The sequence below is a fragment of the Vibrio aquaticus genome, assembly GCF_003970385.1.
Classification (GTDB): domain Bacteria; phylum Pseudomonadota; class Gammaproteobacteria; order Enterobacterales; family Vibrionaceae; genus Vibrio; species Vibrio aquaticus.
The window spans coordinates 258,506-279,316 of record NZ_RXZH01000003.1; the positions used below are offsets into that span (position 1 = coordinate 258,506).

Consider the following 20,811-nt stretch of genomic DNA (forward strand, 5'->3'; position numbering starts at 1 on the left):
GCAGCAAATCGTTAAAATTCGTTCTTCCACTCACGTAATGCAGTAAAAATGGAGAGAGAGTCCGATTGCGATGTACGATTCATCACCGAACGGATAACACTTGGCTCACCAGTGCGTAAGAATGGATTGATCCATTTTTCTCGGCGAATGGTGCTTGGCAGCGTCGGCTTATTCTGTGCACGAAGTCGGTTAACCTCGTCGCGGTACTGTTGAAGTTGCGTGTTGTCCGGCTCAACGGCTAACGCAAAGGCGACATTGCTCGCGGTGTATTCGTGAGCGCAGAACACCTGGGTTTCTTCAGGGAGGGCGAGAAGTTTACTCAGTGACGTGTGCATTTGTTCCATCGTGCCTTCAAACACTCGGCCACAGCCTGCAGAGAAGAGCACGTCGCCACAAAACAGTTTACTGTCACCCACATAACCAATATGACCTAGGGTGTGGCCTTCTAAGCCCAGCACGAAAAAGACTTCATCAAACAGTTCAATTTGGTCACCAGCTTCTACAGGATGAGTCAGGGTAGGAACCGGCTCATTAGCGGGTCCTACAACATCAACTCCAGGAAATTGGCGTACCAGTTCAGGGATACCGCCAATGTGATCATTATGGTGGTGAGTGATTAGGATCGCTTCTAAACTGAGGTTGTGTTCAGTTAGGTAGTCTAGCACTGGTTTAGCATCACCCGGATCGACAACAGCACAACGGCGATCGCTATTTTCAATCAGCCAGATGTAATTATCATTAAATGCAGGTATGCTTTTGATATTCAACATAGTTGTGTCTCCAAAGAGTGAAGCAGGTTAGATATGAAACCAGCACGTAGCGCTAAAAAGCTTGAAAAACCTCATTCGTGGTCTCAGCTAAAAAATGGTCAATGGGTCAATGACTCCATTCAAACCCGAGTTGATGAATGGTGCCCGAGATTGTTTGGCTATCACTTACTCAAACTGGGTGGTCTTAGCTGCGAGTTAACCAGCTTCAACTGTAACATTCAACATCAAGTTCAGTTAGATATCCAGAACCCTTTGCATAATGTCATTGCAGATGGTTACGATTTGCCCTTTTTAGAGAAAAGCTTTGATGCCGTCTTAATGGCGCATCAGCTCGACTACTGTAATGATCCCCATCGAATGTTGCGCGAAGTGGATCGTGTGATGATCGATGATGGCTATCTTATACTCACCGGATTTAACCCGATTAGCTTTAGCGGCTTGAGCAGTTTAATGCCGTGGCGAAAAAATAATCTGCCGTGGAGTGGTCGAATGTTCACGCCCAACCGGATTAAAGATTGGCTTGGATTACTGAATTATCAAGTGATTGAGTGTGATACGTATGCGCTCTTTCCGATGCAGAAGTATCAAACCATGTGGACGTGGCTTGAAAATAGCTTGGGGGATTGGGCGTCTCCGATGGGCAGTTTATACTTCATTGTTGCGCGCAAACGGACTTATCCACTTAAACCGATTAAGCCTCACTGGAAGCTTAAACGAAAATTGACGCCCGTGAGCGTCAATTACAAAGTGTCGAATAAGCAGCAACACTAGCTTAGTTAGGAATGTAGCCGGTATCTTCTTCTGTCGGATTTTCTGCTGCAGCGCGAGCCAGATCATCACACATTTCGTTTTCTCTATGGCCTGCGTGGCCTTTTACCCAGCGCCAATCAATTGTGTGACGTTCAGATTCTGCATCTAATGATTTCCAAAGGTCGGCGTTTTTCACAGGCTTTTTGTCGGCCGTTTTCCAACCTCGTTTCTTCCAGTTATGAATCCACTGAGTGATGCCTTGACGAACGTATTGGCTGTCGGTAGTCAGAATGACATTACACGGCTCTTTAAGAGTTTGCAGCGCGACAATCGTCGCCAACATTTCCATGCGGTTGTTGGTGGTAAGCGTGTAGCCTTTCGCCAGGGTCTTTTCGTTTTGCTTATAGCGAAGAACGATACCGTAGCCGCCAGGACCAGGATTGCCTAAACAAGAACCATCTGTGAAAATTTCCACTTGTTTCGTCATGATTTGATACTATTGGGTTAAGCACATTATTGGCATAGTCTGACACATATTTTGTTATGAATACTAGCAACAATTCTGAACAACATCGTATCGTCGTTCTCGATACAGAAACCACCGGTATGAACCAAGAGGGTGGTCCACATTATCAAGGTCACCGAATCATCGAAATCGGTGCGGTTGAGATCATTAACCGTAAGCTGACTGGGCGTCATTTCCACGTTTATATCAAGCCGGACCGTGATATTCAGGCCGAAGCGATCGGAGTTCACGGTATTACCGATGAATTTCTTGTCGATAAGCCAGAGTACCAAGACGTTCATAAAGAGTTTTTGGACTTCATCAAAGGTTCTGAGCTGGTGGCTCACAACGCCTCGTTCGATACCGGGTTTATGGATCATGAATTTTCGATGCTCGATCCGACCATCGGAAAAACAGACGATTTCTGTAAAGTGACCGATACGCTTGCCATGGCGAAGAAAATCTTCCCAGGTAAGCGAAACAACCTTGATGTACTTTGTGACCGCTACGGTATTGATAACTCCCACCGTACTCTCCACGGGGCTTTGCTCGATGCCGAGATTCTGGCAGATGTTTATCTGTTAATGACGGGTGGGCAAACTTCGCTGCAGTTTAACGCAGGAAGCTCAGAGTCAGGTGGTGAAACCATAAAACGTGCCGCTAATGGACGAAAAGCACTAAAGGTTCTGCGTGCAACGGCCGATGAAATAGATGCCCATAATAATAGATTAGATATCGTCGAGAAAAACGGAAGTTGTCTCTGGCGCTCGTAGGAGAAAGGATGTTGAGGATTTGGATTGCCATTGTAGGGATTGTATTTAGCACGCTAGGCTATTCAGCTGAAGAATCCTCAATGTCTTTGTTAGACAATCGTTTCAGGGTTGACCCATCGATCAAGCAAATCACGTTTGTTATCTATCGGGCGAAAAGCTCTCAACCTGTGGTATTGGTTCGCCCTGATGGTAAAAAATACTATGCGTGGCGAAACCCAGATCATGTTCGCTGGTATCAAGAATCTGCCATGGACATTATCTCGATTGATAATCCTATGCCGGGCCCTTGGCAGGCGATAGGTAAAGTCACACCCAAGAACAAAATTAAGCTTATCTCTCATCTAGAGCTTTCCACAGATAAGCTGCCAAACCGTCTTTATCTCGGCGAAACACTCAAGTTCAATGCTCGCCTGACGTCCGATGGTGAGCCTTTAGTGCTTCGAGATTTTCTCGACCGTGTCAAACTCAAAGTCACGTTTACCAAATATGTCGAGAATGAAGAAACCTTAGTCAAAGAAGCGCGCCCGGTTCCTACTGTTGTAGGTGAATTTGCTGATGATGGTCGCGATCTAGACGAAGTGGCCGGTGATGGTAACTTCACGGTGGCGCTGCCGATTTCAAGTGAACCAGGGAAATACCGAGTAAGAATTACTTCTGGGAATGGGGTGTTTTTGCGCGCTCAGGAGCAAGAAGTCTTAGTTTACCCTAAGCCTCTACAAGCGACCTTTATTCAATCTCGCATTGATACTAATCCGCATAAAGTTGTCTTTAGCGGTGAACAGGGCATGGTTAAGCCAGGTTCTATTTCAGCGCATGTCGAGCATATTGCACCAGACGGTCAGAAAATTACGGTTCAGGGCAGTGCTGAGATGGAAAGCAATCGTCTAGAGCTGGAGATCCCTAACAGTGACAAGCTCGGTAATTACAGCTGGTCAGGCAAAGCCTTTGCCACTGAAATGGGCTCGGAGCGACCTTTGACGTTCACGGTGACAGAGCATACTTACAGCATTGTAGAAGAAGTCGATTTAGAAGAAACTCGTCGTCTACAAGAGTTAGAGCGCATCGAACAACAAAGACGCTTGGAAGAGATTCAATTGCAGCAAATGCGTGAAGAGAAGAAGAAACGCACCATGATCATTATTGGTGTGGGCAACGTTGTTGTGCTGCTGCTAGGGCTGGTCATTTGGTTCGTGAGGCGTAAACTCAAGGCGAAGAAAGAGATGATGCCAGAAATGCAGTTAGAAATGCCGAAGAAATAGGGCGTTATTTGCTTTTAAAACCAATCATAAATTGAAAAGAAAAGGGGCTGCAGATGATGCAGCCCCTTTGTTGTATTTACTGTGTCGTTATGAAATGTACTGTCACGTTTGGTTTAAGCAACGGCTTCCATTGAAGGCGCCGTTGTTTGAGGCTTTGCCGCGAGTTCTTGAGGGTCAAAGTCGTCAACGTTAATCACATACAGTCTGTGCTGTTCTGCTTCTTTAAGCAGCTCTGCTTCGTCATTGCTGATGATGCCTTGCTCGAGGCCAATATCAGCCACAAGGTCTAGACGTAAGAACGGACGGCGCGTGTTGGTCGCTTTACAGACTTTATCAAACACGGGCTCAGCTTCTAAGATAACGTGCAGGGCTTTCTCAATCTTACCCACCGGATTGAATTCACTCGCTTCAAAGTATTGGTTACGGCCAATGCGAGAGCGTGTCGCACTTGGCGTTTGAAGAATTTGAGCCACTTGGCTATCGAGCTTATCACTTGGCGCTTTGCGGATTCGGCCAAACGGCAAGATAACAACGCGAAGTGCTTTGCCTAGCCACTTGTTTGGGAAGTTGGCTAAAAACTCATCAATCGCATGTTCCGTTTGTTTCAAGCTGTCTTGCAGTCCCCAATGAACTAGTGGTAAATCGTCTGCAATTCGACCTTCGCTTTCATAGCGTTTTAATGTTGCAGAGCTTAGGTAAAGTTGACTTAGAATATCGCCCAAGCGAGCTGATAAACGCTCTTTACGCTTCAGTGAGCCACCAAGAACGGCCATCGAGATATCTGACAAGAAAGCAATATTCGCACTGTAACGATTAAGCTGTTGGTAATAACGGGTTGTCGCATCTTTCACTGGCGCATCAGAGAATCGGCCGTCGGTTAAACCTAACCATAAACTGCGTGCGAAGTTACTCATGGTAAAGCTAACGTGCCCTGCGAGTGCAGCGTCAAATTTATCGAGTGCGTCTGCTGAATCTGAGTAAGCCGCGTTCATTTCTTCAAGTACGTAAGGGTGACAACGAATGGCTCCTTGACCGTAGATGATCATTGAACGAGTCAGAATATTCGCACCTTCAACGGTGACTGCGATAGGTGCGCCTTGGTAACCACGCGCTAAGAAGTTCGATGGACCCATACAGATCCCTTTACCACCGACGATATCCATTGCATCAATCACACTGTGTTGCATACGGTGAGTACAGTGGTATTTAACAATCGCAGAGATAACCGAAGGTTTTTCACCTAAGTCGATACCGGCCACTGTCAGTGAGCTAGCTGCATCCATCACGTAAGCATTACCACCTAAGCGCGCTAATGGCTCTTCAACGCCTTCCATATGACCGATTGGCTGCTTAAATTGACGGCGAATACGTGCGTAAGCGCCCGTTGCCAGTGCCGCGGTTTTGATGCCACCAGTAGAGTTTGAGGGCAGTGTAATACCACGACCAACGGACAGACATTCAACCAGCATACGCCAGCCTTGGCCGGCCATCTTAGGCCCACCAATGATGAAATCGAGTGGGACAAATAAGTCGTTAGCGCGAGTTGGACCATTTTGGAACGGCACGTTTAATGGGAAGTGGCGGTTACCAATATCCACCCCTTTAAGGTGAGTTGGGATTAACGCACAAGTAATGCCGAGTTCTTCTTGATCTCCCAATAGACCCTCTGGGTCGCGGAGTTTAAATGCCAAACCAAGCACCGTCGCCACCGGCGCCAGCGTAATATAGCGCTTGTTCCAAGTCAGGCGCATCCCCAATACTTCTTTGCCTTCCCATTTGCCCTTACAGACCACACCAAAATCTGGGATAGAACCTGCATCTGAGCCTGCTTCTGGGCTAGTTAATGCGAAACATGGGATCTCTTTACCTTCGGCAAGGCGAGGTAAGTAATAATCTTGTTGTTCTGTTGTACCGTAATGTTGTAGAAGTTCACCTGGGCCTAGTGAGTTAGGTACGCCTACCGTAGACGACAGAACACTCGAAACACCGGTTAGTTTTTGTAGCACCAAAGATTGTGCGTACGCTGAGAACTCTAAACCGCCGTATTTCTTCTTGATGATCATCGCAAAGAATTTGTGATCTTTCAGATACTGCCAAACCTCTGGTGGTAGATCAGCAAGCTCGTGAGTCACTTGGTAATCGTTGACCATTGCACAAACTTCACTGACTGGGCCATCAAGAAAAGCTTGTTCCTCTGCACTCAGTTTTGGATCTTTAATGCTGTGCAGTTTTTGCCAATCAGGTTTTCCTTTGAACAGCTCGGCTTCCCACCAGACAGTACCGGCATCAAGCGCTTCTTTTTCTGTCTGAGACATCGCTGGAAGCACTTTCTTAAATAAAGATAACGCTTTCTTACTGATTAGCGACTGGCGCACGGAAGGGATAGCCAGAGTCACCACTGCTGCGATAAACAGGATCCAGCTGATTGAGCCAGCACTACCAAAGATGGATAGCGCCACCATGGTTGCTGTCAATGCAGCGATAGATAGGGTGAGTGAACTGCGATGATACAAGCAGATGCCAAGTACCACAGTAAAACCTAAGAGGGAGAGCAAGATGTCCATATTGATTGTTCCTTTTACGGCGATATAGTGTTTTTGTATGCCATTAAGTTGTAAGAGGTCTAACCAGTTAAGTGTAATCAAAGTATTAATAAAATGTAAAATGGCTATTTGTTCAAAAAGTGATCTAAGTAGAGTGAAAGGTCTAAAAATGACGACTGATACCACTTTTGTGGGCTGAGATTTGTAATAAAGGTGCAATTGTTCAGGTCCAGGTATCGACAGTGAGAATTGTTTGAGTAAACTCTGTAGGTAACATTGTCTGTGTTTTACAGAACTATCTATTACAAAAATTAGAGACGAACCTATGTACCAGGACCTCATTAAGAACGAATTAACAGAAGCTGCTGATGTACTAAACAAATTCCTAAGCGATGATCACAATATCGCTCAGATTGAAGCAGCAGCAAAAATGCTTGCAGACTCCTTCAAGCAAGGCGGCAAAGTGCTTTCTTGTGGTAACGGTGGTTCTCACTGTGATTCCATGCACTTTGCAGAAGAACTAACGGGTCGTTACCGCGAAAACCGTCCAGGTCTACCAGGTATCGCAATCTCTGATCCAAGCCACCTTTCATGTGTAAGTAATGACTTTGGCTATGACTTTGTCTTTTCTCGTTACGTTGAAGCAGTAGGCAGCAAAGGTGATGTTCTATTTGGTCTATCGACGTCAGGTAACTCGGGCAACATTCTAAAAGCCATTGAAGCAGCACAAGCGAAAGGCATGAAGACGATCGCTCTAACGGGTAAAGACGGCGGTAAAATGGCTGGCCTAGCGGATATTGAAATCCGTGTACCGCATTTTGGTTATGCTGACCGTATCCAAGAGATCCACATCAAGATCATCCATATTGTGATTCAGCTGATTGAAAAGGAAATGGAAAACGCTTAATAGCTGTTACCGTTTTCTATCTTATAACTATAAGCGCTAGCAATCTTGCTGGCGCTTATGTTATTAAAGAGAGAGTACACGCACCGAGAAGGGAGTTGAGTAAACGATGTGTGAATTGCTTGGAATGAGCGCTAACGTTCCAACTGATATTTGTTTTAGTTTTACTGGCTTAATGCAGCGCGGTGGGAATACTGGCCCGCATCGAGATGGCTGGGGAATTACTTTTTACGAAGGCAAAGGCTTTCGAACGTTTAAAGATCCTAACCCGAGTTGTGATTCTAAAATCGCCGAGCTGGTTCAAAACTACCCGATCAAAAGCCAGGCGGTGATTAGCCACATTAGGCAAGCTAACCGTGGCGGAGTGAATCTAGAAAACACTCACCCCTTTACGCGTGAATTGTGGGGAAGTTACTGGACGTTTGCGCACAATGGCCAGCTCTCTGATTATCAAGATTTGCAAACAGGTCGTCATAGACCGGTAGGCCAAACCGACAGTGAACTCTCTTTCTGCTGGCTACTAAAGCAGATGGAAGATCGCTACCCTGAGCCTCCGCAGGATATGGTGGGTGTCTTTCGTTTTGTCGCAGAGTGTTGTGACAAATTGCGAGAGAAAGGAGTGTTTAATATGCTGCTTTCTGATGGTGAGTATGTCGTGACGTACTGTACCAATCATCTCTACTGGATCACTCGTCGTGCGCCATTTGGCAAAGCTTCACTGATTGATGAAGATGTTGAGATTAACTTCCAAGAAGAGACCACCCCGAATGATGTTGTCTCAGTGATAGCGACTCAGCCACTGACTGACAATGAGAAGTGGCATCGCATGAAGCCGGGAGAATTTGGTATTTTCCACTTTGGTGAGTTGATTGATGGTAATGCTGACGAACTTGTTGATGTGCCATACGCACCGAAGAAGGTAGCAAGCCAAGCACCCACTGAGCCGCTGGAGTAGGGAGCGCAGTATGGATACTGTCATTCCATAGACTGACGAAGGAAGGAGTAGGGAATCTCATATAGAACGAGACTAGCTTCAAGAGATCCCCAACTCTCTCGTCCCTCGCTCTTGAGGATGACAGCAAAAACAAAAAAGGCTGATGTTTTCACATCAGCCTTTTTGGTATCTAAGCGTTAAACAACTTAAGCAAGTTGCGCTTTAACGTGCTCAACAATGTCAGCCATCGCTACTGCAGTCTTCTCGCCGTTGCGGCGGTTCTTGTACTCGAAGTTGCCTTCTTTCATAGAACGATCACCAATCACGATAGTGTGAGGAACGCCGATAAGCTCCATATCAGAGAACATAACGCCTGGACGCTCTTTACGGTCATCGAATAGGACTTCAATACCCATAGCCGTCAGCTCAGCGTACAGCTTCTCAGCCGCTTCTTTCACTTCTTCTGACTTGTGCATGTTCATTGGCACGATAGCTACTTGGAAAGGCGCTAGTGCGTCTGGCCAGATGATGCCGTATTTGTCATGGTTCTGCTCGATTGCAGAAGCAACAACGCGTGATACACCGATACCGTAACAACCCATCTCTAGGATAACATTCTTACCGTCAGGACCAAGAACGCCACAGTTCATCGCTTCAGAGTATGCTTTACCTAGCTGGAAGATGTGACCAACTTCGATACCACGTTTAAGCATTAGCGTACCTTGACCACATGGGCTTGGATCGCCTTCTACTACGTTACGTAGATCTTCAACTTGGCCTAGCTCAACGTCACGACCCCAGTTGATACCGAAGTAGTGTTTGTCATCAATGTTAGCGCCTGCGCCGAAATCGCTCATTACAGCTACTGTGCGGTCAACGATGAATGGCAGTTCAAGGTTTACTGGGCCTAGAGATCCAGGGCCTGCGCCAATCAGTGCACGAATTTCTTCTTCTGTTGCCATCTCTAGAGGGGCAGCAACTTGAGGAAGGTTTTCCGCTTTCACTTCGTTCAGTTCGTGATCGCCACGGATGATAAGCGCGATGAGATCTGCGTCTACTTCATCAGATGCTTTAACGAAAAGCGTCTTAACTGTCTTCTCGATAGGCATGTCGAATTGTTCAACAAGCTCAGCAATAGTTTTCGCATTTGGCGTATCAACCAGCGTCATTTCTTGAGTTGGCTGCGCACGCTCACCTGCAGGGGCTGCTGCTTCTGCTTTCTCGATGTTCGCTGCGTAATCAGACTCAGTAGAGAACGCGATTAGGTCTTCGCCGCTTTCAGCTAGTACGTGGAATTCTTGAGAGCCACTGCCACCGATAGCGCCAGAGTCAGCCAGTACAGGGCGGTACTCAAGGCCCATGCGATCGAATGCTTTACAGTAAGCATCGTGCATCGCTTGGTAAGATTGCTCTAGACCAGCTTTGTCGATGTCGAAGCTGTACGCATCCATCATGCAGAATTCACGTGCACGCATTACGCCAAAACGAGGGCGACGCTCATCACGGAATTTAGTTTGAATTTGGTAAAGGTTTAGCGGTAGCTGTTTGTAAGAGCTCACTTCATTACGCACTAGGCTAGTGATCACTTCTTCAGCGGTTGGGCTAAGAACAAACGGACGCGTGTGACGGTCAGTAAAGCGAAGTAGCTCAGGACCCATCTTTTCGCTGCGACCTGTCTCTTCCCATAGTTCAAACGGCTGAACAACGGGCATCAGAGTTTCGACAGCACCTGCATTGTCGATCTCTTGACGAACGATGTTTTCGACTTTACGCAATACACGTAGACCAGTAGGTAGCCAGGTGTAAAGACCTGAAGCTAGCTTACGGATCATACCTGCACGTAGCATAAGCTGGTGGCTTACTACTTCTGCGTCGTTTGGAGTCTCCTTCAGAGTAGAAAGAAGATAATTACTGGTACGCATTAAATTTATCCGTTTATTAAAGTTGATGACTCAAGCCGGAATGGACAGGAGCATGAAATCCCAAAACAGGGAAATTTGTTAAGCCGTCTATAATATCAGCCAATTGGCTTTGTCAAAAGCACTCAATCGTTGTAACCGTAATGAAATTGCCTTCCACGATGAATTTTACATTCAAGTCGAACAAGTTGACGGCATATTCCTTATTGTCAGGTTTATTTTTCTTATAGGCAGGACGAGGATCTTGACCGAGAACCTGTTTGATTACAGCTGTTTCCATGGCTGCTTCTGGGCGCTTGGCGAGCGCTTTTTGTGCAGACTCACTAAAGATGACATCGATAGTGTCAGGCGCTTGTTCAGCGTAGCCACCTTGGGCATCGGCAATTGAATCTGAATAAGGGATATAAGGCTTGATGTCGACGATTGGCGTGTTGTCGACCAAATCGACATTACCTAACTCGAGATAGACTTGATCGCCTTTGATCGTGACGTCCTTTAATTCAACCGCTGACATACCAATCCCGTTGGGTCTGAATGTCGAGCGTGATGCTAAGACACCGATACGTTCATTTCCGCCTAAGCGTGGAGGCCTGACTGTTGGCTTCCAGCCTGCTGCCAAGTTTTGGTCAAACAAAAACAGTAACCACACATGGCTGAACTGCTCGATGCCACGCACGGCTTCGAGGCAATTGGCTTGCCCTGTTAAACGCACGCGAGAAGTGGCAGAGGGAACAAGCCTTGGTTGCCTAGGAACAGCAAACTTCTCTTTATAAGGTGATTCGACAAAGCCAATGGGTTCGATTGAGTACATGTTTCCGCTCTCGGTGATCTTTGATCTAGAAAATATCACAAAAAACCTTGATTTTCTTTTTGATAATGATTATTAATTGCAATGTTATATCATAACAATTTATGGAGAGAATAATGAAACAAGGCATTCACCCTGAATATCGACAAGTGGTTTTTCACGACACCAGCGTTGATGAGTATTTCGTGATTGGTTCGACATTAAAAACGGACCGTACCATCGAGTGGAAAGATGGCAAAACGTACCCGTACTTCACCGTGGAAGTGTCTGCAAAGTCGCATCCTTTCTATACCGGCAAACAACGTGTGATTCAGAAAGAAGGTCGTATTGCGAACTTTAACCGTCGTTTTGCTCAATTTTCAAAAGAGGGAAAGTAAATGAAAGTCGTCAAGTCACTACGAAGTGCTAAGAATCGACATCCTGACTGCCAGATCGTTAAAAGGAGAGGGCGTCTTTATGTCATCTGTAAGACAAACCCAAGGTTTAAAGCGGTGCAGAAATAAGAGGAAGTCATCTATAAAAGTGCTGACCCTCTTGTAGGAAAAGGGCGAAACTAGAAAGGTGTGTGATGGATAGTGATAAATGAGGATTTAGAAACGCTGAATGACGATTTCGCCTATTTTAAATCAGTCACTTATCAATAAACGCATTAACAGTATGAATGTGTTTATATGAATTATAAATCTTACTTTGATATATAATTTAGTGATATTTGCTAATTTATTGTTCAAATGAAGTTAAATAACATGATTCATTACACACTTTGTAACATTTTGCATTTCTAATTGATGGTTTTGTCGAGTACCCTGCGCTGGCAATTTGAACATTTTTGTCACATTTGCACAGGAATAACTACAAGGAGGGAACAGATGAGTTCATCTGCTTCAATTAGAAACAACTCGCCAAAGAAACCTTTATTTACTCGCTTTCTCGATGGCGTTGAGTATTTGGGGAACCTTTTACCCCACCCAATCACACTTTTTGCAATCTTCTGTGTTGCGATTCTAGTCACTTCAGGCATCGCTGGTTACTTCGAAGTATCTGTTATGGATCCTCGTCCAGAAGGTGCTAAAGGTCGTGCTGCTGACGGCATGATCCACGTTGTGAGCCTGCTAAATGCAGAAGGCTTGCAGCTTATCGTTACTAACTTAGTTAAAAACTTTGTTGGCTTCGCACCGCTAGGTACGGTACTAGTGGCAATGCTTGGTGTTGCTATCGCTGAGCACTCTGGCCTTCTATCTGCAGCAATGCGTGGCATGGTAATGGGCGCGTCTAAGCGTATGGTTACTGTGACTGTGGTATTCGCAGGTATCATTTCTAACACGGCATCAGAGCTTGGCTACGTTGTTCTAATTCCACTAGCAGCAATGCTATTCCACTCGTTAGGTCGCCACCCTCTAGCAGGTCTTGCAGCGGCGTTCGCGGGTGTATCTGGTGGTTACTCTGCAAACCTTCTTATCGGTACCGTTGACCCACTGCTTTCTGGTATTACAGAAACAGCGGCTCAGATGATTGACCCATCTTACACAGTAGGTCCTGAGTCAAACTGGTACTTCATGTTTGTATCAACGTTCTTCATCGCAATTACGGGTGCGTTCGTAACTGAAAAAATCGTTGAGCCAAAACTGGGCAAATACAACGATGAAGAAGCGTCTGAAGACCTATCAAACGATTCAATGGGTAAGCTTACAGACGTTGAGAAGAAAGGTCTGAAACTTGCTGGTCTAGCGGTTGTTGCTGTATCAGCACTTCTTGCTTGGACAATCGTTCCTGAAGATGGCGTTCTACGTTCAGCAACAGGTACAGTGGCAGGTTCACCATTCCTGAAAAGTATCGTCGCGTTTATTTTCGTATTCTTCGCAATCCCTGGTTTTGTTTACGGTAAAGTAACAGGCTCAATGAAGACTGACCGTGACGTGATTGATGCAATGGCGAAGTCAATGTCTTCTATGGGCATGTACATCGTACTTGTATTCTTCGCAGCTCAGTTCGTTGCTTTCTTCAAGTGGACTAACTTTGGTCAGGTATTCGCAGTTGCGGGTGCAAGCTTCCTACAGGAAATCGGTCTAACTGGCCCAATGCTGTTCTTCGCATTCATCCTAATGTGTGGCTTCATTAACCTAATGATCGGTTCAGCGTCTGCTCAGTGGGCGGTAACAGCACCAATCTTCGTTCCAATGCTAATGCTAGTTGGTTACGCGCCAGAAACGATTCAGGCAGCTTACCGTATCGGTGATTCAACAACGAACATCATTACTCCAATGATGAGCTACTTCGGTCTAATCCTTGCGGTAGCAACACGTTACATGAAGAACCTAGGCATCGGTACGCTAATCGCGACTATGCTTCCGTACTCAATCTGCTTCATCGTAGGTTGGAGTGTACTATTCTACCTATGGGTATTCGTATTCGGTCTACCAGTAGGCCCAGGTGCGGCAACGTACTACACGCCTTAGTCAAACTAGGCAATACGAGAACAGAAACCAGAGCTTCGGCTCTGGTTTTTTTATGTCTGTCGAACGGGATGTTTCTTTTTACGTTTCTTTACGCTTCGTTCACTAGAACTTTACACAAGCTGGAATGATAATTACGGCATTAAATACGCTAACGGCTAGAGCATGTCATTATGAGCAAATCACTATCGAAGCAAACCATCTTATTACACTGGCTAACAGGGCTGACTTTTATCGCTGTATTTGCTTTAGGGTATTATCTTGAAGGGTTACCTAGAAGCCCAGAGAAGGGGGAGCTTCTAGGCATTCACAAGTCACTTGGAATCATCGTACTTACTTTTGCTGTTGCACGATTAGCTTGGCGATTATTCGAAGGGCAACTATCGAGTGTTGCGAAGCTGACGAAAACCCAAGAGCTAGGCGCGAAAGCGATTCACTTGTTCTTGCTAGTTACGACGTTAGCTATGCCTATTTCGGGTATTGCCATGAGTTACGGAGGCGGTCGAGCGATTGAGGTCTTTGGGATAGAGTTACTGACGGCAGGTGAAAAAATTGAATGGTTAGCAAATGCTGGTGGAGCGGTGCATGGGTTGAGCGTCAATCTCATCATAGTCGCATTACTACTGCACGTTGGTGCTGCATTGAAACATCAACTTATTGATAAAGATGGCACTCTGAGCCGTATGTTCGGTAAGTAAAGACGAATTTGAAAGGATGAGAAAAGGGCTGACGCGTTAACGTCAGCCCTTGTTGTTTGTGTTCGCTAGTCAGTGATTACCAACCTTTAACCACGCCACCTTTGAAGATGTCTGAAGCTGCGCTGTACACTTCTTCAGTTTGGTAAGCTTTAACGAAGTTAACGACGTTTTCAGCTTGTGCATTGTCTTCACGTGCAACGATTAGGTTTACATATGGAGACTCTTTGTCTTCAACGAAGATGCCGTCTTTCTGTGGCGTTAGGTCGATAGAGCTCGCGTAAGTGGTGTTGATGATTGATAGAGCTACGTCATCAAGAGAACGAGGAAGCTGTGCAGCATCCAGTTCAACGATAGTGATGTTCTTAGGGTTACCTACGATGTCACGTACGGTTGCTAGTAGACCCACGCCTTGACGAAGTTCAATCAGACCTTGTTGCTCAAGAAGAAGCAGTGAACGACCTAGGTTAGTTGGATCGTTTGGTACGGCAATACGAGCGCCTTCTTGGATCTCATCAACTGCTTTTACTTGCTTAGAGTAACCAGCAATTGGGTAAACAAATGAGTTACCAGCGATAACCAGTTTGTAACCACGGTCAGCAACTTGTTGGTCTAGGTATGGCTTGTGCTGGAATGCGTTGATGTCGATTGAACCATCGTCTAGTGCTGCGTTTGGCGTTACGTAATCTGTGAAAGTAACAAGCTCAACGTCTAGACCGAACTTCTCTTTAGCCACTTTTGCTGCAACTTCAGCAACCTGTGCTTCAGCACCTGCCATTACACCAACTTTTACTTTGCTTGTATCGGCTTCTTTTTCGCCACAACCTGCTAGAACCAACGCAGACGCTGCTGCTGCAATTGTCAAAAGACCTTTAAGACTGAATTTCATGACTATCTCCTTATAAATTGAATCTGTGAAATTTGTTGTTATTTCTAGCGGTGATCAACACGACGAACGATCGCATCACCGATAGATTGAATGATTTGTACCAGTACGATAAGCATCACAACGGTTACAGCCATGATGGTTACATCGTAGCGGTGGAAACCGTAACGAATGGCAACGTCGCCTAAGCCACCGCCGCCAACGGTTCCTGCCATGGCAGAGTAGCTGACGAGCGTGACTAGCGTAATGGTGACTGAGTTAACAATCGTTGGCATCGCTTCTGGTAGCAGAACCTTGGAAATGATCTGCATTGGGGTTGCGCCCATAGATTGAGCCGCTTCAACGAGACCAGTTGGAACTTCCAACAGCGCACCTTCAATCAGGCGAGCCACAAATGGGATTGCGCCAATCGTAAGTGGAACGATGGCCGCGGTTGTGCCGATAAACGTACCTACTAACAGCTTAGTGACCGGGATGATGGCAACCATCAAGACTAGGAAAGGCACAGAACGGCCGATGTTGACAATCGCACCAAGAATACCGTTAAGCTTGGTGTTTTCTAGCAAGCCACCTTTCTTAGTCGTATGCAGAATAACACCCAGCGGAATACCGACAGCGAAGCCGACGATGCCGGCAACGGCCACCATGTAAAGGGTTTCCCAGGTTGCACCAAGTAGTAGGTTGCTGTTTAGGCTTAGCCATTGAGAAATTTCATTAAAGGACATAACCAAGCACCTCTACTTTTACATTGTGTTCACGCAGGAACTCAATCGCTGCATTGTCATCTTGTTCATTACCGAACAGTTCAGCGACCATCATGCCGAACTTAACACCGCCAGCGTAATCAAGGTCAGAGCTTAGAATGCTGACATCAATGTTGAACTTGCGAGCAATTTGCGTCATTAGCGGAGCGTCTACTGTAGCCCCTGTAAACTCAAGACGAACCAGCGGATAGCTGCCGTCTACGCGAGTCTCTTGTAAACGTACTTGGTAGTCTTCTGGGATAGAAAGGTCGAGTGTTGAACGAATAAACTCATGCGCCAGTTCCGTTTTTGGATGCGCGAAGATTTCACCCACTGTGCCTTTCTCTACAAGCTCACCACCACCGATGATGGCTACTTCATGACAAATGCTTTTTACTACGTCCATTTCGTGCGTGATAAGCAGCATGGTGATGTTCAGCTTGCGGTTGATCTCTTTCAGCAGCTCAAGGATAGATTGAGTGGTTGCTGGATCGAGTGCGCTAGTTGCTTCATCACACAGCAGCACTTTCGGATCAGACGCTAGAGCACGAGCAATCGCAACACGTTGTTTCTGACCACCACTTAGATTCGAAGGGTAGCTTTCATGTTTATCGGCCAAACCAACCAGCTTTAGTAGCTCAGTCACTTTGGTATCAATTTGTTCTTTATCTTTGCCAGCTAACTCTAAAGGAAGTGCCACATTTTCAAACACAGTACGTGACGAAAGAAGGTTAAAGTGCTGAAAGATCATACCGATGTTACGGCGTGCTTCACTCAGTTGCGATTTAGACAGGGTTGTTAAATCAACGCCATCAACCACGATAGAGCCCGTCGTTGGCGCTTCTAGCATGTTTACACAACGAATAAGCGTACTTTTCCCTGCTCCTGATGAGCCAATAACACCAAAGATTGTTCCTTGAGGAATATGTAGGTTGATATCGATCAGGGCATTGATTTCCTTATTGCCTTGAAAGAACACCTTATTTACTTGATTAATTTCAATCATCGATAAACTCTTATCAGAACTGGAGCAGTAGATTATTTTGAACTATATCTCATTTACTAGAGGATGCTATGGTTTTGTAGGAAATGTGTCAATAGATATTTTTACGTCTAGACGTCTAAACGTATTTTATGACTAACCAAATTGTCATTAGATAGAGGTTGTAGCAATAAGCACGTCTAAGTCATTGTTGCGAGGATGGCATATTGCAACGACTCGGGTATAATCTTCCCTATATAAAGCAAATAACGAGAAGCATATTTTGGCAAAACCAGCAGTCTTTTTAGATCGTGATGGCGTAATTAATGTAGACAATGGCTATGTCCATGATGAACACGACTTTGAGTTTATCGAAGGTGTGTTTGAAGCGGCTAAAAAGCTAAAAGAGATGGGCTATCAGCTTGTACTCGTGACTAACCAATCTGGCATTGCCCGCGGCATGTTTACTGAAGATCGTTTTCTAGATTTGACTCAGTGGATGGATTGGAACTTTGTTGACAATGGCGTGGAGTTTGATGGTTTCTATTATTGCCCTCACCATGCAGAACATGGTCAAGGTAAATACAAAGAAGACTGTGATTGTCGTAAACCAAAGCCTGGTATGTTTCTTTCGGCGCGTGATTACTTAAAAATAGATATGGCGAATTCTGTCATGGTCGGCGATAAAGCAGAAGACATGATGGCAGCTGAAGCCGCAGGTGTCGGTACTAAGATTCTTGTTCGTACCGGTAAACCTGTCACAGAAAAAGGCGAGGCAATTGCTTCTGTGGTGTTAGACAGCATCGCAGATGTGCCTGCTTATCTAACGAAATAATGTTATTAGGTCGCCATGTGCGGCCTTTATATTGTCTGGAGGTTTTGATGAAGTATCGTTCACTCGCAATGGTTGTCGTTGCCGCTACTCTGATGGGTTGTTCATACAGTGCCGTTGAGCCTAAAAGTGAATACATGGGTGATTTTAAACATTACTCTTGCCAAGATAATAAAAGCTTTAAAGTGGCTTACATGCCAAATGAACCTAAAGCGTTGCTTCGCTTGCCAGAGCATGATTACCGGTTGGCGCAAGTACGTTCCGGATCAGGCGCTAAATACATTCTTGACGATGGTACATCAGAGTCGTTAAACCCAGTGACGCTATTCACTAAGGGTAATGAAGCTCGATTAGAGCTTGGACGTGTCGTTTACAAAAACTGCCAAACACAATAATCATCTTTCGTCACGATAGAGGGCTTTTGGGCTTTCTATCGCTGATAGATCAATAGAGTTATCATGACCAAAAAACTCACTATTCTTGATATTGCCAAGCTTTCCGGTGTTGGGAAATCAACGGTTTCACGTGTACTAACCAATGATCCTAAGGTAAAACCTGCTACTCGTGAGAAGGTTGAACGTGTGATCCAAGAGTCAGGCTATGTTCCATCCAAGTCAGCGCAGTCTATGCGTGGTGGAAGTCAGAAAGTGGTCGGGGTTATCATTTCTCGTTTGGACTCTCCGTCGGAGAATAAAGCCGTCAGTAGCATGCTTAATACCCTCTATGGCGCAGGCTACGATGTCGTGATTATGGAGAGTCAGTTTGATCGTGATAAAACCAATGAGCATCTCGATGTGCTTAAGAAGCGCAATGTTGATGGGGTGATAGTCTTTGGTTTTAGCGACTTTGATCTTAGTCAGCTAGCGAGTTGGCAAAACCGCAGTGTTGTGATTGCGATGGACACGGATGAAGTCTCCTCTATTAACTATGACAATAAGCAAGTGATTGTTAAAGCGCTTGAATTCCTTGAACAGAAGCAGCTAGAGAACATCGCTTTCATCGGCGTTGACCCAAGTGATAAAACCACAGGTAAACTCCGCCTTGATGCGTACCTAGATTGGTGCCAAGCCAAAGGTATGACCGCGAGTTATGAGACGGGCCAGTTGAACCATGAGAGTGCCTACTTATTGGTGGATAACGTACTCACAGAACAAACTCAAGCGATTGTGTGTGCCAGTGATACATTGGCGTTAGGGGTCATCAAACGTCTACAAGAGCTTAAGCGTGAAGATGTAGTGGTGACTGGTGTGGGTGGCAACGAACTGCTTTCTTTTCTTTTCCCTAAGGTGTTCAGTATCGACCCTGGTTATTCTCTTGCCGGTGAAAAATCCGCTAACTTGTTGATCTCTCATATAAATGGTGATCAAGAACAAGTTCATTTGACGCAAGACCCCCTCGCGCTATAAGCCATTCTTTCCAAAGTGATTTAAAATTATACTGTGATCTCATTCAATTAATGGGACTGTTCCCATTTTTATCTAATATCAGATCTGACAATATAATAAGTACAAAAGGGAACGTTCCCATAAATAACAAAAAACTGAAAATTTAAGTCAGTAAAAACGCGTTAGTTTAAACGTCTGATATTGATTTAGACATGAATGAGAATCCAATTAGGGTGGACATGGATATGAGTAAGATTGCGAAACAAGAGGTTGAGCGTCTGATAGAGTTAGTCGGTGGTCGTGACAATATCGCGAGCGTAAGCCACTGTTTAACGCGCCTTCGCTTTGTATTGAACGATACTGATAAAGCCGACGAAAAACAGCTAGAAGCCTTGCCTCTTGTTAAAGGTTGCTTTACCAATGCAGGCCAATTCCAAGTAGTGATTGGCACGGAAGTGGATGAAGTCTACAAAGTGTTGATTGAACTGTCGGGTAAGAGTGAAGCCTCAAAAGATGACGCGAAGTTAGCGGCTCGTCAAAACATGAACATCCTTGAACGCGGTATTTCCCATTTAGCTGAAATCTTTGTGCCGTTGCTTCCTGCGATCATTACTGGTGGTTTGATTCTGGGTTTCCGCAACGTGATTGGCGACATCAAGATGTTTGATGGTCAGTCTCTGACAGAAATCAGTCAGTTCTGGGCAACCGTCCATAGCTTCTTATGGCTGATTGGTGAAGCGATTTTCTTCTTCCTACCTGTCGGCGTATGTTGGTCTACAGTGAAAAAGCTCGGTGGCACACCGATTCTGGGTATTACGCTCGGTGTGACCTTGGTGTCTCCTCAATTGATGAACGCGTATTTAATTGGTAAGCAAGTACCAGAAGTTTGGGATTTTGGCCTGTTCGTGATTGAAAAGGTCGGTTATCAAGCTCAGGTGATTCCAGCCATGTTAGCTGGTGTCGCGTTGGCGTTTATTGAAACCAACCTTAAACGTATCGTCCCTTCATATCTGTACCTAGTGGTTGTTCCTTTTGTCTCTATCATTTTATCGGTTGTGCTTGCACACTCTCTGATTGGTCCATTTGGTCGTGTTTTAGGTGATGGCGTAGCGTTTGCGGCAAAAGCGGCAATGACTGGCGACTTTGCTGTGATTGGTTCAATGGTGTTTGGTTTCCTATACGCACCACTAGTGATCACTGGTATTCACCACACCACCAACGCCGTTGACCTACAGCTAATGCAAGAGCTTGGTGGCACACCAATCTGGCCATTAATCGCACTGTCAAACATTGCTCAAGCCTCTGCGGTTGTCGGTATCATTCTGATCAGTAAAAAACATGGTGAACGTGATATTTCTGTTCCGGCTGCGATTTCTGCTTACCTAGGTGTGACTGAACCTGCGATGTACGGCATCAACCTGAAATACAAGTTCCCTATGCTCAGCGCGATGATTGGTAGTGCAATTGCAGCAGCAGTTTGTGGTAGTGCGGGTGTGATGGCGAACGGTATTGGTGTCGGTGGCCTTCCGGGTATTCTCTCTATCCAACCACAATATTGGGGCATCTTTGCGATTGCGATGTTGGTTGCTATTGCACTGCCAGCAGCATTAACCCTGTTTTTCTACAAGCGTGCTCAGCTTAAAGGCGAACTAGAGCCAGCCAACGCTTAA

Annotated in this window: 21 protein-coding genes; 13 read left to right on the forward strand and 8 right to left on the reverse strand. The window is 45.5% G+C overall.

Annotation, left to right across the window (positions count from 1 at the left end):
* Positions 1-11: 11 nt before the first annotated feature.
* The gene (gene gloB, locus EJ063_RS10155) at positions 12-770 is read right to left on the reverse strand and encodes a hydroxyacylglutathione hydrolase (RefSeq protein ID WP_126574170.1); all 759 of its coding nucleotides are present in this window, start codon (positions 768-770) and stop codon (positions 12-14) included.
* A 33-nt stretch (positions 771-803) separates the two neighbouring features.
* Between gloB and EJ063_RS10160 the strand changes: the two genes are divergently transcribed.
* Positions 804-1,541: a class I SAM-dependent methyltransferase gene (locus EJ063_RS10160; RefSeq protein WP_126574171.1), complete on the forward strand. Its 738-nt coding sequence runs from the start codon at positions 804-806 to the stop codon at positions 1,539-1,541.
* Between the two features lies 1 nt (position 1,542).
* Here the strand turns inward: EJ063_RS10160 and rnhA are convergent, their stop codons facing one another.
* Complete coding sequence (gene rnhA, locus EJ063_RS10165) at positions 1,543-2,007, reverse strand: ribonuclease HI (protein ID WP_126574172.1); 465 nt, start codon at positions 2,005-2,007, stop codon at positions 1,543-1,545.
* A 56-nt stretch (positions 2,008-2,063) separates the two neighbouring features.
* On the opposite strand from rnhA, the gene dnaQ reads away from it, so the two are divergent.
* Both dnaQ and EJ063_RS10175 read left to right on the forward strand, forming a co-directional pair.
* Positions 2,064-2,798: a DNA polymerase III subunit epsilon gene (gene dnaQ, locus EJ063_RS10170; RefSeq protein ID WP_126574173.1), complete on the forward strand. Its 735-nt coding sequence runs from the start codon at positions 2,064-2,066 to the stop codon at positions 2,796-2,798.
* Between the two features lie 8 nt (positions 2,799-2,806).
* A complete protein-coding gene (locus EJ063_RS10175; RefSeq protein ID WP_126574174.1) occupies positions 2,807-4,057 on the forward strand; it encodes a TIGR03503 family protein in 1,251 nt (416 codons plus the stop codon).
* A gap of 113 nt (positions 4,058-4,170) precedes the next feature.
* Here EJ063_RS10175 and fadE read toward each other — a convergent pair whose 3' ends face one another.
* A complete protein-coding gene (gene fadE / locus EJ063_RS10180; RefSeq protein WP_126574175.1) occupies positions 4,171-6,621 on the reverse strand; it encodes an acyl-CoA dehydrogenase FadE in 2,451 nt (816 codons plus the stop codon).
* Between the two features lie 304 nt (positions 6,622-6,925).
* On the opposite strand from fadE, the gene lpcA reads away from it, so the two are divergent.
* Together lpcA and EJ063_RS10190 are read left to right on the forward strand one after the other, a co-directional pair.
* Positions 6,926-7,507, forward strand: coding sequence for a D-sedoheptulose 7-phosphate isomerase (gene lpcA / locus EJ063_RS10185; protein WP_126574176.1), 582 nt, complete (start codon positions 6,926-6,928; stop codon positions 7,505-7,507).
* 106 nt (positions 7,508-7,613) lie between these two features.
* Positions 7,614-8,459, forward strand: coding sequence for a class II glutamine amidotransferase (locus tag EJ063_RS10190; protein ID WP_126574177.1), 846 nt, complete (start codon positions 7,614-7,616; stop codon positions 8,457-8,459).
* A gap of 185 nt (positions 8,460-8,644) precedes the next feature.
* On the opposite strand, the gene EJ063_RS10195 is transcribed toward EJ063_RS10190, so the two are convergent.
* Together EJ063_RS10195 and tsaA are read right to left on the reverse strand one after the other, a co-directional pair.
* Positions 8,645-10,360: a proline--tRNA ligase gene (locus EJ063_RS10195; RefSeq protein WP_126574178.1), complete on the reverse strand. Its 1,716-nt coding sequence runs from the start codon at positions 10,358-10,360 to the stop codon at positions 8,645-8,647.
* Positions 10,361-10,472: 112 nt separating this feature from the next.
* The gene (gene tsaA, locus EJ063_RS10200) at positions 10,473-11,168 is read right to left on the reverse strand and encodes a tRNA (N6-threonylcarbamoyladenosine(37)-N6)-methyltransferase TrmO (protein ID WP_126574179.1); all 696 of its coding nucleotides are present in this window, start codon (positions 11,166-11,168) and stop codon (positions 10,473-10,475) included.
* A gap of 113 nt (positions 11,169-11,281) precedes the next feature.
* On the opposite strand from tsaA, the gene EJ063_RS10205 reads away from it, so the two are divergent.
* From EJ063_RS10205 to EJ063_RS10220, 4 genes are all read left to right on the forward strand, one after another.
* A complete protein-coding gene (locus EJ063_RS10205; protein WP_126574180.1) occupies positions 11,282-11,542 on the forward strand; it encodes a type B 50S ribosomal protein L31 in 261 nt (86 codons plus the stop codon).
* Complete coding sequence (gene ykgO / locus EJ063_RS10210) at positions 11,543-11,668, forward strand: type B 50S ribosomal protein L36 (RefSeq protein WP_126574181.1); 126 nt, start codon at positions 11,543-11,545, stop codon at positions 11,666-11,668.
* Between the two features lie 366 nt (positions 11,669-12,034).
* Positions 12,035-13,621: an AbgT family transporter gene (locus EJ063_RS10215; protein ID WP_126574182.1), complete on the forward strand. Its 1,587-nt coding sequence runs from the start codon at positions 12,035-12,037 to the stop codon at positions 13,619-13,621.
* A gap of 170 nt (positions 13,622-13,791) precedes the next feature.
* Entirely contained in the window at positions 13,792-14,316 is a 525-nt protein-coding gene (locus EJ063_RS10220; RefSeq protein WP_126574183.1) for a cytochrome b, read from the forward strand.
* 76 nt (positions 14,317-14,392) lie between these two features.
* Here EJ063_RS10220 and EJ063_RS10225 read toward each other — a convergent pair whose 3' ends face one another.
* From EJ063_RS10225 to metN, 3 genes are read right to left on the reverse strand one after another with little or no spacing between them, the layout of a single operon-like run.
* Positions 14,393-15,202 (reverse strand): MetQ/NlpA family lipoprotein, encoded by an 810-nt coding sequence (locus EJ063_RS10225; RefSeq protein WP_126574184.1) that lies wholly within the window; start codon positions 15,200-15,202, stop codon positions 14,393-14,395.
* Between the two features lie 44 nt (positions 15,203-15,246).
* Positions 15,247-15,924 carry a methionine ABC transporter permease gene (locus EJ063_RS10230; protein ID WP_126574185.1) on the reverse strand — a complete coding sequence of 226 codons (678 nt, stop codon included), beginning with the start codon at positions 15,922-15,924 and terminating at the stop codon, positions 15,247-15,249.
* Positions 15,914-16,948, reverse strand: coding sequence for a methionine ABC transporter ATP-binding protein MetN (gene metN / locus EJ063_RS10235; RefSeq protein WP_126574186.1), 1,035 nt, complete (start codon positions 16,946-16,948; stop codon positions 15,914-15,916). The genes EJ063_RS10230 and metN overlap by 11 nt, the downstream gene beginning before the upstream one ends.
* Positions 16,949-17,207: 259 nt before the next feature.
* Here metN and gmhB point away from each other — a divergent pair, with 259 nt between their 5' ends.
* The 4 genes from gmhB to treB all read left to right on the forward strand — a co-directional run bounded on the left by gmhB (position 17,208) and on the right by treB (position 20,811).
* Positions 17,208-17,759: a D-glycero-beta-D-manno-heptose 1,7-bisphosphate 7-phosphatase gene (gene gmhB, locus EJ063_RS10240; RefSeq protein WP_126574187.1), complete on the forward strand. Its 552-nt coding sequence runs from the start codon at positions 17,208-17,210 to the stop codon at positions 17,757-17,759.
* 47 nt (positions 17,760-17,806) lie between these two features.
* On the forward strand, positions 17,807-18,151 hold the full coding sequence (locus tag EJ063_RS10245) for an MliC family protein (protein WP_126574188.1): 345 nt from the start codon (positions 17,807-17,809) through the stop codon (positions 18,149-18,151).
* A gap of 63 nt (positions 18,152-18,214) precedes the next feature.
* Positions 18,215-19,162 (forward strand): trehalose operon repressor TreR, encoded by a 948-nt coding sequence (treR, locus tag EJ063_RS10250; RefSeq protein ID WP_126574189.1) that lies wholly within the window; start codon positions 18,215-18,217, stop codon positions 19,160-19,162.
* 224 nt (positions 19,163-19,386) lie between these two features.
* Positions 19,387-20,811, forward strand: coding sequence for a PTS trehalose transporter subunit IIBC (gene treB, locus EJ063_RS10255; RefSeq protein WP_126574190.1), 1,425 nt, complete (start codon positions 19,387-19,389; stop codon positions 20,809-20,811).